This window comes from Citrobacter sp. RHBSTW-00944, from assembly GCF_013615435.1.
GTDB classification, from domain to species: domain Bacteria; phylum Pseudomonadota; class Gammaproteobacteria; order Enterobacterales; family Enterobacteriaceae; genus Citrobacter; species Citrobacter braakii.
In genome coordinates, this window is the sequence record NZ_CP055418.1 from 5,005,939 (window position 1) to 5,022,296 (window position 16,358).

The window sequence follows — 16,358 nt, forward strand, 5'->3', positions numbered from 1 at the left end:
CTGCCGCTTCCTTAGTTCTTTAAAATGAGGTGGGGATTATTCTTCAATCGCTAACAATTGCAATGAACCCCGACTAAAATCCGCCAGTTTTGCCGAAAATTCATCCACTTTGGCATAAGGAAGCGCCACCCTGAGCCGAACAAAAGCCTGGTAATCACTGGCAACAACTTTACCGTCAAACTGCCCCAGCAAAGCTTCAATGCCTGCCAGCTGACCGTACTCACACTGCAAAGTATATTCGGTTAATGGCGTCTTGCGCTGCGTCGTTAACTGACGCAACGCCTGATTCACGCCGCCACCGTAGGCTTTCACTAGCCCACCCGTACCCAGAAGGATACCGCCGTAGTAGCGCACCACCACCGCGGTAATCTCACCGATGCCACTCCCCATCAGCTGCGCGAGCATCGGTTTGCCTGCCGTACCAGCCGGTTCGCCATCGTCTGAAAATCCCAGCTGCTGCGAGTCATTGGGCGCGCCCGCCACCCACGCCACACAATGGTGGCGGGCGTCCGGGTGTTCCATTTTGACTGACTCAACAAACGCTTTCGCCGCTTCTACGCCGTCCGTATGGGCGAGCAGCGTAATGAAGCGGCTTTTTTTGATCTCTTCAACGACGCTTACCGGCGCCGCAGGGATTAACCAACTGTCCATTACGCCAGTTTTAAATCCCGTGTCATGTTTTCGATATTGTTCTCGTGGACCACCACGTTGTCTTCAATTCGAATACCGCCGAACGGTTTCAGGGCTTCAATTTTCTGCCAGTTGAAGTGTTTGCTGAACTGCCCTTCACGCCACGGCGCCAACAGCGATTCAATGAAGTAGATGCCCGGTTCGATGGTCAGGACCATGCCCGGTTGCAGCACGCGGGTGCAACGCAGGTAAGGATACTTCGACGGCGCGGCCAGATGCGTACCGCTGTCATCCTGCATAAAACCAGCGACATCGTGTACCTGCAGACCCAGCGGGTGACCAATGCCATGCGGCATAAACGGCCCGGTAAGATCGTTTTCCACCATCGCCTCTTCACTCATATCGGTGATGATTTGATGCTTACGCAGCAGCTTCGCGATGCGCTGATGGAACTGAATGTGATAATCCACGTAGCTGGTACCCGCTTTCATAGTGGCAATCAGCGCCAGTTGCTCGTCATTCACATCCTTCACCAGATGCGCATAGTCGTTGTCGCTTTTCGCCGACCACGTACGCGTCAGGTCTGCTGCATAGCCGTTGTATTCCGCACCGGCGTCCAGCAGGAAACTGCGGATTTCAGACGGAGCCTGATGATCCAGCCTGGTGTAATGCAGAACCGAAGCATGCTCGTTAAGCGCCACGATGTTGCTGTACGGCACGTCGGTGTCGCGATGACCGGTAGCAGTCAGGTAAGCGAGGTTGATGTCAAACTCGCTCATCCCGGAACGGAACGCTTCTTCCGCGGCACGGTGTCCATTCACCGCCATTTTCTGTGCTTCGCGCATACAGGCCAGTTCGTAATCTGTTTTGTAAGCACGATAATAATGCAGGTAGTCGATAACCCCTTTCGGGTTGATATTGCTGGCCGCGATGTCCAGCTGCAGCGCGCGTTCCGGAACCGGACCGATGTAACCGATATTGCCGCGAGCAGCAGGCAGTTGGCTACCGATACCATCAGCTTTTGGCAGCGCGATGATCTCAATTTCTTCCGTCCAGAAGGAGGTCGGCAGCGGCTCAACGTTGTGCCAGTAATCGACCGGCAGGTAGAACCACAATTTCGGCTTATTCACGCCATCCACCAGCAACCAGCAGTTAGGAACCTGCGTTACAGGCACCCAGGCTTTGAATTGCGGATTGACCTTAAACGGGTAGGGATGATCGTCGAGAAAGACGTTAACAAGTTCTCCTGAGTGAATAAGTAACGCATCCAGCTTGAAGCGCTCCAGCGCGTCGCGCGTCCGTTCTTGTAAGGTAACGATATGATTTTTATAGAGTGCGGCCAGTGATTCCATTTTCTATCCTTCTGTTTTTTTGACCTCAAGTGTCCGCATCTTAGCACATCGTTTTGTGAGTGCGTGATTTCTGCCGAGCGTGATCAAATCGTCATTTCTTTAATCATTCATTTGCATTTTATTAACATAAAACACACACTTCGATTCATCTGGTATGACCAGATCACCTTGCGGATTCAGGAGACTGACATGCTTTACAAAGGCGACACCCTGTACCTCGACTGGCTGGAAGATGGCATCGCCGAACTGGTGTTCGATGCCCCAGGCTCAGTCAATAAACTCGACACGGCCACCGTTGCCAGCCTGGGCCATGCGCTTGACGTGCTGGAAAAACAACCGAATTTAAAAGGGCTGCTGCTGCGTTCTAACAAAGCAGCCTTTATTGTTGGTGCCGACATCACCGAATTCCTTTCACTGTTCCTCGTGCCTGAAGAGCAGTTGAGCCAGTGGCTGCATTTTGCCAACAGCGTGTTTAATCGCCTGGAAGATCTGCCTGTTCCGACTCTCTCAGCGGTTAACGGCTATGCGCTGGGCGGCGGCTGTGAGTGTGTCCTGGCGACCGATTATCGTCTGGCTACGCCGGACCTGCGCATCGGCCTGCCGGAAACCAAGCTGGGCATTATGCCAGGCTTTGGCGGCTCCGTACGTATGCCACGTATGCTGGGTGCGGACAGCGCGCTGGAAATTATTGCTGCGGGTAAAGATGTGGGTGCTGAGCAGGCGCTAAAAATCGGTCTGGTCGATGGCGTAGTGAAGCAAGACAAACTGCTTGATGGCGCGATCGCGGTATTACGTCAGGCGATTAACGGCGACCTCGACTGGAAAGCCAAACGTCAGCCGAAGCTGGAACCGTTGAAACTCAGCAAAATTGAAGCGGCAATGAGCTTTACCATCGCCAAAGGTATGGTGGCGCAGACGGCAGGTAAGCATTATCCCGCACCGATTACCGCGGTAAAAACCATTGAAGCAGCGGCCCGTTTTGGTCGTGAAGAAGCGCTGAATCTGGAAAATCAAAGCTTTGTTCCACTGGCGCACACCAATGAAGCCCGCGCACTGGTTGGAATTTTCCTTAACGATCAGTTCGTGAAAGCCAAAGCCAAAAAGCTCACCAAAAATGTTGAAGCGCCAAAGCAAGCGGCAGTGCTGGGCGCAGGCATTATGGGCGGCGGCATCGCTTACCAGTCGGCCTGGAAAGGCGTGCCGGTTGTCATGAAAGATATCAACGACAAATCATTAACGCTGGGTATGACCGAAGCAGCCAAGCTACTGAACAAACAGCTTGAGCGCGGCAAAATTGACGGTCTGAAAATGGCGGGCGTTATTTCCACCATTCATCCCACCCTCGACTATAGCGGTTTCGAACGCGTGGACGTGGTAGTTGAAGCGGTCGTAGAAAACCCAAAAGTGAAAAAAGCGGTACTGGCGGAAACCGAAGATCAGGTTCGCCCGGACACTGTACTGGCTTCGAATACTTCCACCATCCCAATCAACGAACTGGCCAGCGCGCTTAAGCGTCCGGAAAACTTCTGTGGGATGCACTTCTTTAACCCGGTGCACCGTATGCCGCTGGTTGAGATCATTCGCGGCGAGAAAAGCTCGGATGAAACCATCGCTAAGGTTGTCGCCTGGGCAAGCCAGATGGGCAAAACGCCGATTGTGGTTAATGACTGCCCTGGTTTCTTCGTTAACCGCGTGCTGTTCCCCTATTTTGCCGGTTTCAGTCAGTTGCTGCGCGACGGGGCGGATTTCCGCAAAGTCGACAAAGTGATGGAAAAACAGTTTGGTTGGCCGATGGGCCCGGCTTATCTGCTGGACGTGGTAGGTATTGATACCGCGCACCACGCGCAGGCGGTGATGTCCGCAGGCTTCCCTCAGCGTATGCAGAAAGATTATCGCGATGCGATAGACGCCCTGTTTGATGCTAACCGTTTCGGGCAGAAAAACGGTCTCGGATTCTGGCGTTATAAAGAAGACAACAAGGGCAAGCCGAAGAAAGAAGAAGATGCCACCGTTGACGATCTGCTGGCAGAGGTCAGCCAGCCGAAACGCGACTTCAGCGATGAAGAGATTATCGCCCGCATGATGATCCCTATGGTCAACGAAGTAGTGCGTTGCCTGGAAGAAGGCATTATCGCCAGCCCGGCAGAAGCCGATATGGCGCTGGTATACGGTCTGGGCTTCCCTCCGTTCCATGGCGGTGCGTTCCGCTGGCTGGATACGCTCGGCAGCGCGAAGTATCTCGATATGGCTCAGCAGTATCAGCACCTTGGTCCGCTGTATGAAGTTCCGGTCGGTCTGCGTGATAAAGCGCGCCATAACGAACCGTATTATCCCCAGGTTGAGCCAGCCCGCCCGGTTGGCAGCCTGAAAACGGCTTAAGGAGTCACAATGGAACAGGTTGTAATTGTTGATGCGATCCGTACCCCGATGGGCCGTTCGAAAGGGGGCGCGTTTCGGAACGTGCGGGCAGAAGATCTCTCTGCACATTTAATGCGTAGCCTGCTGGCGCGTAATCCGGCGCTGGAGCCAACCGCGCTTGATGACATTTACTGGGGCTGTGTGCAACAAACGCTGGAGCAGGGTTTCAATATCGCCCGTAATGCCGCGCTGCTAGCGGAAGTTCCGCACTCCGTTCCGGCCGTCACGGTCAATCGCCTGTGCGGTTCATCCATGCAGGCGCTGCACGATGCGGCACGCATGATCATGACTGGTGATGCTCAGGCGTGCCTGATTGGCGGCGTTGAGCATATGGGCCATGTGCCAATGAGCCACGGCGTTGATTTCCACCCTGGTATGAGCCGCAACGTGGCGAAAGCCGCAGGGATGATGGGCCTGACCGCAGAAATGCTCTCCCGCATGCACGGCATCAGCCGTGAAATGCAGGACGCTTTCGCCGCACGTTCACACGCTCGCGCCTGGGCTGCAACACAGTCTGGCGCTTTTAAAAACGAAATCATCCCGACCGGCGGTCATGATGCCGACGGCGTGCTGAAGCAGTTTAACTACGATGAGGTTATCCGTCCGGAAACGACCGTTGAAGCGCTCTCCACCCTGCGCCCGGCGTTCGATCCGGTGAACGGAACGGTGACTGCCGGTACCTCTTCTGCACTCTCCGACGGCGCAGCGGCGATGCTAGTAATGAGCGAAAGCCGCGCCCGTCAACTGGGTCTGACGCCGCGTGCCCGTATTCGTTCGATGGCTGTTGTCGGCTGCGATCCGTCAATCATGGGTTACGGCCCGGTTCCGGCCTCAAAGCTGGCGCTGAAAAAAGCGGGGCTCTCCACCAGCGACATCGGCTTGTTTGAGATGAACGAAGCCTTTGCCGCTCAGATCCTGCCGTGTATTAAAGATCTGGGGCTGATGGAGCAGATCGATGAGAAGATCAACCTCAACGGCGGGGCGATCGCCTTGGGTCACCCGCTGGGCTGTTCTGGGGCGCGTATCAGCACCACCCTGCTCAACCTGATGGAACGCAAAGATGTGCAGTTTGGTCTGGCGACGATGTGTATCGGGTTAGGTCAGGGTATCGCAACGGTATTTGAGCGAGTTTAATCAAAGCATGCCGGGGGCGCTTCGCTTGCCCGGCCTACGAAATGTTATCTCAAAGCCATTGGTGCCAGAACAAGGCGGCAAGCGAATGAATCCCGATGAGCTTACGTATAGTAAGTGATTCGGGTGAATGAGCGAAGCCAACACAGTTATGGTGCCAATGGCGAAGAGAGAAAGTTTAGTTGCCGTTCTTCCCGCCTGTCAGGGGCGGGTTTTTTATTTCCCTGAACTACCACGCACCACTAACTGCACCGGCAGCAGCAGATTCTCTTCCTGATTTTCTTCCAGCAGTAAACGCAGCGCTTCACGCCCCAGCTGTTTTTTATCAACCGCAACGGTAGTCAGCGGCGGATGTGACCAGGACGCAGCATCGATATCATCAAACCCCACCAGCGCAAGATCTTCCGGGATACGTATACCCTGCTGCGCACACACCTGCTGAACAACCATCGCTGCCGCGTCGTTATAGGCAAAAATGGCATCGGGCGGCTCTGGCAGTCTGAGTAGCTCATTAACCGCATCCACCAGAGATTGCTCGGTATCCAGCAGCGGCGGCGCAACGACGTCATACTCTGGCGGCATTAGCAAACGGGCTTCATACAATGCCTGACGGTAGCCCTTTTCACGCTGACGGATGCTGTAGTGCGCAAGCGTACTGGCAAGAAAAGCAATGCGGCTGCGGCCTTGCGCAATCAGATGTTGCGTGGCCAGATAGCCGCCCAGGGTATTGTCAGGATTCACGCAAGGCAGTCCTGGCGCCCAGAGATCCACCAGCACCAGCGGCAATTTCATCTGTTGTAGCAGCCCAAGCAACTCAGGTTCAAAAAATCCCGCGCAGATTAGCGCATCAGGCTGGTGCAGCATTACCTGCTCACTCACTGCATCGCCTGGACCTATAGAGAGAAAGCTCAGCGCAACCCCCTTTTCGCGACACAGATCTTCTATCCCCAGCAGCAGCTGAGAGTAAAACGGTAAAGCCCGGCTGATATTGTGCTGGCGATGCAGTAAAAACAGGACACGTTTGATTTTGTCTGCGCGCAGGCGAGAAAAATCATAACCCTGCTGCTGCGCCACTGAAATAATGCGCTGCCGGGTCTCTTCACGCAGCCCCGGTTGCCCTTTTAGCGCGCGGGAAACAGCGCCAACCGAGACGCCACAAGCGTCGGCAATGTCTCTGATACGTACAGGTTTCGTCATTTCAGTCTCATGGATTTACTGTGGCTTGTTGCGCCCCCAGCCATGCTGCGCCGCGTACGCCGCTGCTGTCGCCGTGGCGGGCCTGAACGATCGGTGTGCGGCACTGTTTACCAAACACGTACTGCGCCACTCGCGCCTGTAAGCCTGAGTACAGTAAATCGATATTGGATACCCCGCCCCCCAGCACGATAACATCGGGATCGAGCATATTTACCACACTCGCCAACGCGCGAGCCAGTTGATCGCAATAGCGTTCCCATAACAAACAGGCGTCTGCATCACCCGATGCTACCCGTTGCATAATTTGTGGCACACCCATATGTTGCGCGGTGTGATTCATATACTGGCGCTCCAGGCCACTACCCGAAATAAAGCTCTCAATACAGTTCAACTGTCCGCAATAGCATGTCACTTCAGCCCCGTCCCGAGATCCGTGGTAGCGCGGCAAGGCATTATGCCCCCACTCTCCGGCACAGGCGTTAGGGCCGGAGATCAACCGGTTCTCGATGCATAGACCACCGCCGCATCCGGTACCGAGGATCACGCCAAATACCACGCTATGCCCACGCCCACTACCGTCCATCGCTTCTGACAGGGTAAAGCAGTTGGCATCATTAGTAACGGGCACTGGCATTCCTAATGCACGCTCGAGATCTTGCGCAAAGGCCTGCTGATTCAGCACCAGAATGTTGGAATTCTTAATCAAACCTTCGCTATCCACCGCACCTGGCACCCCGACGCCAACCGATAAAGGCTGATTAATGGCCTGCATAGCCCTGGCTATCATCTCCGTCACGGCCTGGAAAAAATCACCGTAACGCTGCTTTGGTGTCGCGCATCGTTCGCGGTAAACAATTTCACCCGCGTTATCAATCACCACCGCTTCGATTTTAGTCCCGCCGATATCCAGTCCGAGCCTCATGGTTTTTCCTCATTTGCATCTCACAATGTGATGCGGTTTAGCTTGCCTATTTTGTTTACTAAACAAATGGAGATCTGTCACAAAAACTCAATTTATGTTTGAGTGACGGACATATTATGTTTACTAAAAAATAATTATGATGAGAAAGAAAGGCAATGACGCCGGGCCTGCGCCCTGCTAGTTGGAAGACAGATGATTGATGCATGCGCCGGAAGGGCTCCGGCGCACAGCGCTTAAATGAACGCGAAAGCATCGCCAAACAGGCGATCTTCACGCGCACTGCGTTCATTACAGAACAGATCGCGCGCGATTTTGGCCATTTCAAAACGACCGGCAATGTAGATATCGTGCTCAGCCAGGGTACCGTAATCCTGCAATACCGCCGTTAACACGGTTCCCGTACGACCACGCCAGCCGTCTTCTGGCTGTTCCACCACTGGCTCAACGCGCAGATTCGGGTGATTAACAGACAACGCTTCCAGTTCGGAGAGATCGTAGAGATGCTTCTCTTCACGCCCACCCCAGTAAATGGTGATATCGCGGTTTGGATTACGTGCCAGCGCAGTAAGCAGAATGGAACGCACGTAAGAGAACCCTGTACCACCGGCAATCAGGATCAGCGGGCGCTCGTCTTCATCACGCAGCCAGGCTTCGCCATGCGGAATGTCGACCTTGATTTCCCGGTCTTTCAGAATGCGGTCCATCACAGCCATGGCATAAAGATTTAGCTCAGAGGCGCCAACGTGCAGCTCAATGAATCCTTGCTCGTCCGGCGTGGATGCCATGGAGAACGGACGCTTATCCCTTTCGTCCATCACGACCATTAAATACTGGCCAGCACGAAAGGAAAACGCCGCGTCTGGCACTAAACGAACGCGATATACGGTATCAGTGATAGCTTCTACCGAGGTCACTTTACAGCTTAAGGTTGTCATGCGCTCTCTCTGTCGGATCAATAGGCAAAACGATCGCGCCTCAGGCGCTTTTGCCGTCATTAAAGATGGCCAGTTCATCCCAAATTGCGTCAATACGCGCAGTTACTTCAGGATCTTTTTTAATCGGGCGTCCCCATTCGCGTTGGGTTTCGCCCGGCCATTTATTTGTGGCATCCAGCCCCATTTTTGAACCCAGGCCGGAAACCGGCGAGGCAAAGTCCAGGTAATCAATTGGCGTATTCTCTACCAGTACCGTATCCCGAGCCGGGTCCATACGGGTAGTAATTGCCCAAATCACATCATTCCAGTCGCGTGCATTGACATCATCATCGCAGACAATAACAAATTTGGTGTACATAAACTGGCGCAAAAACGACCAAACACCCATCATGACGCGTTTGGCATGACCAGCGTACTGTTTTTTCATCGTCACCACGGCCAGACGATATGAACAGCCTTCCGGAGGCAGGTAAAAATCGACGATTTCCGGGAACTGCTTTTGCAGAATAGGAACGAAAACTTCGTTCAGCGCCACGCCAAGCACCGCGGGCTCATCAGGCGGACGTCCGGTATAAGTAGAGTGATAAATCGCCTCTTCACGCTGGGTAATGTGCGTGACGGTAAAGACCGGAAAGCTATCTACTTCGTTGTAGTAGCCGGTATGATCGCCATACGGTCCTTCCGGGGCCAGCTCACCCGGTTCGATATACCCTTCCAGCACGATTTCAGCACTGGCGGGCACTTCCAGATCGTTGGAAATACATTTGACCACTTCGGTTTTGGTGCCACGTAACAGCCCGGCAAATGCGTACTCGGATAATGTATCAGGGACGGGCGTCACGGCCCCCAGAATGGTCGCAGGATCTGCCCCCAACGCCACCGAAACCGGGAAGCGTTCGCCAGGATGCGCCGCACACCACTCCTGGTAATCGAGTGCGCCGCCGCGGTGGGACAGCCAGCGCATAATGAGCTTGTTTTTGCCAATCAGCTGCTGGCGATAAATACCCAGATTCTGCCGCTCTTTATGTGGGCCACGCGTTACGGTTAGCCCCCAGGTAATCAGCGGTGCGGCATCTTCCGGCCAACAGGTCATAATCGGAATACGGTTTAAATCGACGTCATCACCGGAGTAGATTTTTTGCTGACAAGGCGCACCGCGCAACCGCTTAGTCGGCATGTTCAGCACCTGCTTAAACTGCGGCAGCTTATCAAACAGATCGCGGAATCCTTTCGGTGGCTCCGGCTCTTTCAAAAACGCCAACAGTTTACCGACTTCCCGTAGTGCCGAGACATCTTCCTGCCCCATCCCCATCGCAACACGCTTCGGTGTGCCAAACAGGTTACACAGCACCGGCATGGAATAGCCTTTAGGATTCTCAAACAGTAACGCAGGCCCGCCAGCACGTAGGGTGCGATCGGCAATTTCAGTAATTTCCAGGTGGGGATCCACCTCAAGCGAAATGCGTTTGAGCTCGCCCTGCTGTTCAAGCAGCGTCAGGAAGTCGCGTAAATCGTGATATTTCATGGCGTCCATTGTGGCCTCTTCGTAAGCGCTTCATTATACGGCGTTCATCATTGTGATGCTGTATTTTTGTTAAATTAGCGTGAACTCTGGCGATACATATAAGCCCTGGGAGTATATACCCGTTGGGTTTCAGCCTGCTTTGAGGCGGGTATAATTAACTTAACTCATGGCTTTTGCTATGCTAGCGCTCAGAACAAGCGAATAAGAGTTATTATGCAATCCTGGTATTTACTGTACTGCAAACGTGGGCAACTTCAGCGAGCCCAGGAACACCTGGAAAGACAGGCGGTGAACTGCCTGACGCCTATGATCACCCTGGAAAAAATGGTGCGCGGTAAACGTACCACAGTCAGTGAACCACTATTCCCTAATTACATGTTTGTCGAGTTCGACCCGGAAGTGATCCACACCACCACGATCAACGCCACGCGTGGTGTCAGCCATTTTGTTCGTTTTGGAGCGACACCTGCGACCGTCCCATCCCCCGTAATTCACCAGCTTTCTATCTACAAGCCTGAAGGTATTGTTGACCCGCAAACCCCTCAGCCAGGGGACAGCGTGATTATTACTGAAGGGGCGTTTGAGGGACTGAAAGCGATCTTCACCGAACCGGATGGCGAAGCGCGTTCCATGCTACTGCTTAACCTCTTGAATAAAGAGATTAAGCAGAGCGTGAAAAATACCGGTTTTCGAAAAATATAAGTCGTTTAGAAGGTCACTTCGAACAGCGTTCTGACGTTGGCATCAATGGTTGCTGACAGCCATTGAGGATCTTCCCCACGCCAGTGAGCAATTCGCTCAAGAATATGCGGCAGGTGCGCCGGTTCATTGCGACGTGACGTCGGTTTAGGCGTTAAGTCGCGAGGGAGTAGATAAGGTGCATCGGTTTCTATCAGCAGTCTTTCCACCGGAATAAACGGCAGCAGCTCCCGCAGTTCCATCCCCCGGCGTTCATCACAGACCCACCCGGTGATACCGATATAAAGCCCTCGGTCCACGCAGTCCTGCATCTCCTGGCGCGAACCGGTGAAACAGTGCAGCACCGCGCCTGGGAGGCTGTCCAGCCACGGCTCCAGCAACGTCAGAAAACGCTCATGCGCATCCCGACAATGCATGAAAATCGGCATCTGCAGTTCAGCAGCAATGCGCAGTTGCGCTTCAAAAGCACGTTCCTGCTCCTGCGGCGTGGAGAAATTGCGATTGAAATCCAGACCGCACTCACCAATAGCGACTACCTTCGATTGGTTTGCCAGCGCGATGATCTCGTCTTCCGTTGAGGATTGCCATTGGCTGCTGTCATGCGGGTGCACGCCAGCCGTGGACCAGCACTGCGGATAATGCTGCGCCAGCTTTAACGCCTGCTGGCTTTCGTGAAGGTTTGTTCCGGTCAGAAGCATACCGTTTACGCCCGCAGCAAAGGCGCGCGCCACGACCTCATCCCGGTCTTTCGCAAATTGTGAACTGGTTAAATTAACGCCAATATCAAACATGCTTCCTCCCATATGACAACCGCCCTGACGGGCGGTTGAATTTATTCTTCAGTTTTCTCGGTGGCTTCGGCTTCTTTTGCTTCTTCAGCCTCGTTGTCCTCATCTCTCGTACGTCGCTTACCGACATAGAAACGAGAGAAGAAAACTCCCACCTCGAACAGGCAGTACATCGGTATCGCCAACAACGTTTGCGAGAAGACATCTGGCGGAGTCAGTAGCATCCCGACGACAAAAGCCCCCACCACAACATAAGGACGTTTTTTGCGTAAATCATCTGGCGTCGTAATGCCCATCCAGCATAGCAGCACGATGGCGACAGGCACCTCAAAAGAGACACCGAAAGCCATAAATAGCGCCATTACAAAGCTGAGATAGCTGGCAATGTCCGTTGATACCTGCACGCCTTGCGGAGCCGTGTTGGCCAGAAAACCAAACGCTAACGGGAAGACAACAAAATAGGCGAATGCCATGCCGATGTAGAACAACAACGAACTGGAAACCAGCAGCGGAACAACCAGACGGCGTTCATGTTTATACAACGCTGGCGCAATAAATGCCCACACCTGGTAGAGGATCACTGGCGCTGACAGGATCAGCGATACCATGAAGGTCAACTTGATTGGGGTAAAGAACGGCGAAGCCACATCGGTGGCGATCATCGTTGCACCCTGCGGCATCTGTTTAATCAACGGCGCCGCGACCATATGGTAAATATCGTTGGCAAAGTAAACCAACGCCAGAAAGATCACGATTACCGCAATGATGCAGTTCAGGAGTCGCTTACGCAGCTCAATAAGATGCGTGATGAGCGGTTGGGTATCTTCTACAGCCATGTTTACGGTTTATCACTCGACGAGGGGGAGGATTCGGCAACAGGTGCGACAGCTTTCTTTTCTGCATCCATTAACGTAGCGGAAGTGTTTTCCGTTGGCTCTGGCGTTTTAGCACCCGTGGATTCCGGTTTTTGCTCCGGCGAACTGGCCTGGTTTTCAGCGGCAGCAGGGGTGACCCCTTCTCGCTGCGCTTCAGCTTCTTTCACCACCGGATTATGGATAGTGTGCGCTTCATCGCTCTCTTTCTCAGGATCGTGCACACTGTAAGAACGCTTCATCGACTCTGCCGCTTCACGCAGCTCATCCATTGAGGCTTTCAACTCCGGGGTCAGATTCGTCAGGCTCGCTTTCTCTACTTTCTTCAGGCTGTCCTGAAACTCCTGAAGCTTAAGCTCCTGGGTCAGTTCATTCTGAACAGTAGTTGCCAGGGAACGCAAAGCACGAACCCAGCCAGCAACCGTTTTTACCGCTACAGGTAAACGTTGCGGCCCCAGGACGATGAGGCCGATCACGAACACCAATAACAGTTCGCTAAAACCGATATCAAACACGGATTATACCTGCTCTTTATCTTGGCTTTTGGCGTCTTCTTTTTTCACTTCGCCCTGCTTATCGGTAATGGATTTAGCAGTAAAATCAGCGTCCTGGCTGGTTTTATCTTGCTTTGGCTCATCATCACCCATTGCTTTTTTGAAGCCTTTAATCGACGCGCCAAGATCGGAACCGATGGAGCCGAGTTTCTTGGTGCCAAATAGCAGTACAACGATGACGGCAATGATCAACAACTGCCAAATACTGATACCACCCATACATGTTCCTCTGTCATAGATGATGAATTAATAAGGCCGTAGTATACGTTACACGACCTGCCTAGGGCGATGAAAAATTCAGCGCATTTTGCGCCAGCCGATCAACCAGGCTAAGACACCGCCGGCCATTAACCAGCCCGGCATAAGCCCCCACTCAGGACGGCTTACCAGCAGGAATGTTCCACTGAGCAACAATGTTGCACCAATGCCCAATAAATAACGGGATTGTCCCTGACGTACATGATTCGCGTGAAGCTCGCGGGCAATCTTATCAACACTGTGCTGTAAATATTTGCCCTGGCGCAAACTGTCATACACCAGTTCAGGTATTTCTGGCATTTTTTCGACCCAGAACGGTGCTTTTTCTTTAAATGCTCTAACAAGCGCCGGAATACCGACCTGATCTTTGATCCAGGATTCGAGGAAAGGCTTGGCCGTTTTCCACAAATCTAACTGCGGGTAGAGCTGACGTCCGACACCTTCAACGTACAGCAGCGTCTTCTGTAGCAATACCAGTTGAGGCTGAACTTCCATATTGAATCGGCGCGCTGTGTTGAACAGATTTAACAGCACATGACCAAAGGAAATCTCCGCCAGCGGTTTTTCGAAAATCGGCTCGCACACGGTACGAATGGCAAATTCAAACTCTTCTACGTTGGTATCCGGCGGAACCCAGCCAGAATCCACATGCAGTTCAGCAACTTTGCGGTAGTCGCGGTTAAAGAACGCGATGAAGTTTTCAGCCAGATAACGCTTATCTTCTTTGTTTAAAGAACCCACAATCCCACAATCAATACCAATGTATTTCGGGTTTTCAGGATGCTCATAACTCACGAAAATGTTCCCAGGGTGCATATCCGCATGGAAAAAGCTGTCGCGGAATACCTGAGTAAAGAAGACCTGAACACCGCGTTCAGCCAGTAGCTTCATATTGGTGCCGTTCTTCTCAAGCGAGGTGACATCTGAAACGGGAATACCGTAAATGCGCTCCATCACCATCATGTTCTGACTGCAATAGTCAGAGTACACTTCCGGGATGTACAGCATTGGGCTGTCTTCAAAATTACGTCGCAGCTGAATCGCGTTCGCCGACTCGCGCAGCAGATTCAGCTCATCAATCAACGTTTTTTCATATTCACGGACCACTTCTGTTGGTCGCAGGCGGCGACCGTCTGGCATCAGGCGAGGTACCCAACGAGCAAGGCGGTAGATCAGTTTTAAATCCGCTTTAATTACCGGCAGTATGTCCGGGCGGATAACTTTGATCACCACCTCTTTCCCATTCGATTTCAGTCGCGCGGTGTGAACCTGAGCAATAGACGCAGATGCCAGCGGTGTGATCTCAAAATCATCAAACCATTCCTCGACGGGCAGCCCACCCATCGCCTCTTCGATTTGTTCTTTCGCTCTTTGCCCATCGAATGGGGCTACCCGATCCTGCAATAGCGCTAGCTGATCGGCGATGTGCGGCGGGAAAAGATCACGGCGGGTAGAGAGCATTTGCCCGAACTTGATCCACACCGGGCCGAGCTCCTGTAAAGCCAGTCTCAGCCGTTCTCCCAGCGGTTTGTCTTTATGTCGGTTGGGCATCCAGAACAGCGTGTAACGCCACAACCGGAGCGGCAGCGTGATACGCATTTTGGGGATGAGTTCATCAAGACCGTAGCTTAAAAAAGTGCGAATGATGAAATAAAGGCGCCGTACTTCACCTGGCGTCATTTGGCCTCCAGTTTTTCCAGCCGTTTGGCCAGAGATTCGACCGCACGCTCAACGGCTGCCGTTTCTTCTGCAAACCATGCAACCTCAAGCGGACCAGGAGCCATACGCCACTCTTCGGTGATCGCTTCGGCAACATAGCGCTGCTGGCGTTGAATGTTGTGGCACAGGAACTTCGCTCCACCACGCAAAACTTTGCTGACCCCTTCCGCGACGATATCGCCGGTATAAGGTGCTAACAGTTCTGCGGGATCAAACTCCGCCAGATCGGCCAACGCGACAAAATTCTGTACCACCTGGATATCGCCCTGAACCTCCAGCTCACCACTGCGGATAAGCGTGGTGAGTTGCTGCCGGTCGCGTAATTTCGGTAACACGCTGGCATGTGTGATTACGGTGCAATCGGCTTCGCCTTCCCATGCCCCCAGCACATCGACCTGGCGCTCACTAAACACCAGCACTAACGGTGTTGAAAATCCTTTGAGCTCAACACGCAGCACTTTGCCCTGTAAACGCGTTCTGGCTGACTTGAGCGCAGGAGAACGATACAGAAAGGTGTTAAGCAAATTTTCAACGCCGGCGGTCACTAAGGGTTTTAAAGGCATCCCCAATCTCCTGTCAGAACTTGTAACCACGATGCAGCGCCACGACACCTGCCGTCAGGTTGTAGTAATCAACGCTTTCGAACCCGGCATCTTGCATCATTGCTTTTAAGGTGTCCTGATCGGGATGCATGCGGATGGACTCCGCCAAATAGCGATAACTGTCTGCATCGCTTGCCACCATAGAACCAATGCGCGGCAAAACGTGGAAAGAGTATGCGTCGTAGGCTTTGCTCAGCGGTTCGATAATCGGCTTGGAGAACTCCAGCACCAGTAGACGTCCGCCCGGCTTCAACACGCGATACATAGATCGTAATGCTTTATCTTTATCCGTTACGTTGCGCAGACCGAAAGAGATGGTGATGCAGTCAAACGTGTTGTCTGGGAAAGGTAATGCTTCCGCATTCGCCTGAACGTACTCAACGTTACCCACGACGCCGATATTACGCAGCTTTTCGCGACCCATTTTGAGCATTGAGTCGTTGATATCCGCCAGCACAACTTTGCCAGTTTCGCCTACCATGCGAGAGAATTTCGCCGTCAGATCGCCCGTACCGCCCGCCAAATCGAGAACGGTTTGCCCGCGACGCACGCCACTGCAGTCAATGGTGAAGCGCTTCCACAAACGATGAATGCCAAATGACATTAAGTCATTCATAACGTCATATTTAGACGCCACAGAATGAAAAACGTGGGCCACCATGTCAGCTTTCTGCTCTTTAGCGACGGTCTGAAAGCCAAAGTGCGTCGTTTCTTGTGAATTATCCACCATCTCAGTGCCTGCTCATCCAAAAAATG

At 53.0% G+C, this 16,358-nt stretch carries 16 protein-coding genes; 3 read left to right on the plus strand and 13 right to left on the minus strand.

Annotation, left to right across the window (positions count from 1 at the left end; all coding sequences use genetic code 11):
- Positions 1-36: 36 nt before the first annotated feature.
- Positions 37-651 (minus strand): IMPACT family protein, encoded by a 615-nt coding sequence (locus HV334_RS24325; RefSeq protein WP_047499555.1) that lies wholly within the window; start codon positions 649-651, stop codon positions 37-39.
- The gene (gene pepQ / locus HV334_RS24330; RefSeq protein WP_016155150.1) at positions 651-1,982 is read right to left on the minus strand and encodes a Xaa-Pro dipeptidase; all 1,332 of its coding nucleotides are present in this window, start codon (positions 1,980-1,982) and stop codon (positions 651-653) included. Before pepQ ends, HV334_RS24325 begins: the two co-directional genes overlap by 1 nt.
- A gap of 189 nt (positions 1,983-2,171) precedes the next feature.
- On the opposite strand from pepQ, the gene fadB reads away from it, so the two are divergent.
- Positions 2,172-4,361, plus strand: a complete 2,190-nt coding sequence (fadB, locus tag HV334_RS24335; RefSeq protein WP_181220999.1) for a fatty acid oxidation complex subunit alpha FadB — start codon at positions 2,172-2,174, stop codon at positions 4,359-4,361.
- A 9-nt stretch (positions 4,362-4,370) separates the two neighbouring features.
- Complete coding sequence (gene fadA / locus HV334_RS24340) at positions 4,371-5,534, plus strand: acetyl-CoA C-acyltransferase FadA (protein WP_016155148.1); 1,164 nt, start codon at positions 4,371-4,373, stop codon at positions 5,532-5,534.
- A gap of 213 nt (positions 5,535-5,747) precedes the next feature.
- Here the strand turns inward: fadA and HV334_RS24345 are convergent, their stop codons facing one another.
- The 4 genes from HV334_RS24345 to ubiD all read right to left on the minus strand — a co-directional run bounded on the left by HV334_RS24345 (position 5,748) and on the right by ubiD (position 10,119).
- Complete coding sequence (locus HV334_RS24345; protein ID WP_049281628.1) at positions 5,748-6,728, minus strand: LacI family DNA-binding transcriptional regulator; 981 nt, start codon at positions 6,726-6,728, stop codon at positions 5,748-5,750.
- A gap of 7 nt (positions 6,729-6,735) precedes the next feature.
- A complete protein-coding gene (locus tag HV334_RS24350; RefSeq protein ID WP_019078422.1) occupies positions 6,736-7,650 on the minus strand; it encodes an ROK family protein in 915 nt (304 codons plus the stop codon).
- 233 nt (positions 7,651-7,883) lie between these two features.
- Positions 7,884-8,585 (minus strand): NAD(P)H-flavin reductase, encoded by a 702-nt coding sequence (gene fre, locus HV334_RS24355; protein WP_003828903.1) that lies wholly within the window; start codon positions 8,583-8,585, stop codon positions 7,884-7,886.
- 40 nt (positions 8,586-8,625) lie between these two features.
- Positions 8,626-10,119: a 4-hydroxy-3-polyprenylbenzoate decarboxylase gene (ubiD, locus tag HV334_RS24360; RefSeq protein ID WP_016155145.1), complete on the minus strand. Its 1,494-nt coding sequence runs from the start codon at positions 10,117-10,119 to the stop codon at positions 8,626-8,628.
- A gap of 204 nt (positions 10,120-10,323) precedes the next feature.
- Between ubiD and rfaH the strand changes: the two genes are divergently transcribed.
- Positions 10,324-10,812: a transcription/translation regulatory transformer protein RfaH gene (gene rfaH, locus HV334_RS24365; RefSeq protein WP_047358740.1), complete on the plus strand. Its 489-nt coding sequence runs from the start codon at positions 10,324-10,326 to the stop codon at positions 10,810-10,812.
- 5 nt (positions 10,813-10,817) lie between these two features.
- Here rfaH and tatD read toward each other — a convergent pair whose 3' ends face one another.
- The 7 genes from tatD to ubiE form a co-directional block, all read right to left on the minus strand.
- The gene (gene tatD / locus HV334_RS24370) at positions 10,818-11,600 is read right to left on the minus strand and encodes a 3'-5' ssDNA/RNA exonuclease TatD (RefSeq protein ID WP_046274894.1); all 783 of its coding nucleotides are present in this window, start codon (positions 11,598-11,600) and stop codon (positions 10,818-10,820) included.
- Between the two features lie 41 nt (positions 11,601-11,641).
- Positions 11,642-12,433 carry a Sec-independent protein translocase subunit TatC gene (gene tatC / locus HV334_RS24375; RefSeq protein ID WP_016155142.1) on the minus strand — a complete coding sequence of 264 codons (792 nt, stop codon included), beginning with the start codon at positions 12,431-12,433 and terminating at the stop codon, positions 11,642-11,644.
- Positions 12,434-12,435: 2 nt separating this feature from the next.
- Positions 12,436-12,984, minus strand: coding sequence for a Sec-independent protein translocase protein TatB (gene tatB, locus HV334_RS24380; RefSeq protein ID WP_016155141.1), 549 nt, complete (start codon positions 12,982-12,984; stop codon positions 12,436-12,438).
- 3 nt (positions 12,985-12,987) lie between these two features.
- Complete coding sequence (gene tatA / locus HV334_RS24385; protein ID WP_003017888.1) at positions 12,988-13,242, minus strand: Sec-independent protein translocase subunit TatA; 255 nt, start codon at positions 13,240-13,242, stop codon at positions 12,988-12,990.
- 78 nt (positions 13,243-13,320) lie between these two features.
- Positions 13,321-14,961, minus strand: a complete 1,641-nt coding sequence (ubiB, locus tag HV334_RS24390; RefSeq protein WP_016155140.1) for a ubiquinone biosynthesis regulatory protein kinase UbiB — start codon at positions 14,959-14,961, stop codon at positions 13,321-13,323.
- Positions 14,958-15,563, minus strand: a complete 606-nt coding sequence (ubiJ, locus tag HV334_RS24395; protein ID WP_016155139.1) for a ubiquinone biosynthesis protein UbiJ — start codon at positions 15,561-15,563, stop codon at positions 14,958-14,960. The genes ubiB and ubiJ overlap by 4 nt, the downstream gene beginning before the upstream one ends.
- Positions 15,564-15,576: 13 nt before the next feature.
- The gene (gene ubiE / locus HV334_RS24400) at positions 15,577-16,332 is read right to left on the minus strand and encodes a bifunctional demethylmenaquinone methyltransferase/2-methoxy-6-polyprenyl-1,4-benzoquinol methylase UbiE (protein ID WP_003017897.1); all 756 of its coding nucleotides are present in this window, start codon (positions 16,330-16,332) and stop codon (positions 15,577-15,579) included.
- Positions 16,333-16,358: the final 26 nt, after the last annotated feature.

Bases quoted from the DNA above. Each gene is read 5' to 3' on its own strand.
- HV334_RS24325 (WP_047499555.1), bottom strand. From the start codon at position 651: ATGGACAGTTGGTTAATCCCTGCGGCGCCGGTAAGCGTCGTTGAAGAG.
- pepQ (WP_016155150.1), bottom strand. From the start codon at position 1,982: ATGGAATCACTGGCCGCACTCTATAAAAATCATATCGTTACCTTACAA.
- fadB (WP_181220999.1), top strand. From the start codon at position 2,172: ATGCTTTACAAAGGCGACACCCTGTACCTCGACTGGCTGGAAGATGGC.
- fadA (WP_016155148.1), top strand. From the start codon at position 4,371: ATGGAACAGGTTGTAATTGTTGATGCGATCCGTACCCCGATGGGCCGT.
- HV334_RS24345 (WP_049281628.1), bottom strand. From the start codon at position 6,728: ATGACGAAACCTGTACGTATCAGAGACATTGCCGACGCTTGTGGCGTC.
- HV334_RS24350 (WP_019078422.1), bottom strand. From the start codon at position 7,650: ATGAGGCTCGGACTGGATATCGGCGGGACTAAAATCGAAGCGGTGGTG.
- fre (WP_003828903.1), bottom strand. From the start codon at position 8,585: ATGACAACCTTAAGCTGTAAAGTGACCTCGGTAGAAGCTATCACTGAT.
- ubiD (WP_016155145.1), bottom strand. From the start codon at position 10,119: ATGGACGCCATGAAATATCACGATTTACGCGACTTCCTGACGCTGCTT.
- rfaH (WP_047358740.1), top strand. From the start codon at position 10,324: ATGCAATCCTGGTATTTACTGTACTGCAAACGTGGGCAACTTCAGCGA.
- tatD (WP_046274894.1), bottom strand. From the start codon at position 11,600: ATGTTTGATATTGGCGTTAATTTAACCAGTTCACAATTTGCGAAAGAC.
- tatC (WP_016155142.1), bottom strand. From the start codon at position 12,433: ATGGCTGTAGAAGATACCCAACCGCTCATCACGCATCTTATTGAGCTG.
- tatA (WP_003017888.1), bottom strand. From the start codon at position 13,242: ATGGGTGGTATCAGTATTTGGCAGTTGTTGATCATTGCCGTCATCGTT.
- ubiB (WP_016155140.1), bottom strand. From the start codon at position 14,961: ATGACGCCAGGTGAAGTACGGCGCCTTTATTTCATCATTCGCACTTTT.
- ubiJ (WP_016155139.1), bottom strand. From the start codon at position 15,563: ATGCCTTTAAAACCCTTAGTGACCGCCGGCGTTGAAAATTTGCTTAAC.
- ubiE (WP_003017897.1), bottom strand. From the start codon at position 16,332: ATGGTGGATAATTCACAAGAAACGACGCACTTTGGCTTTCAGACCGTC.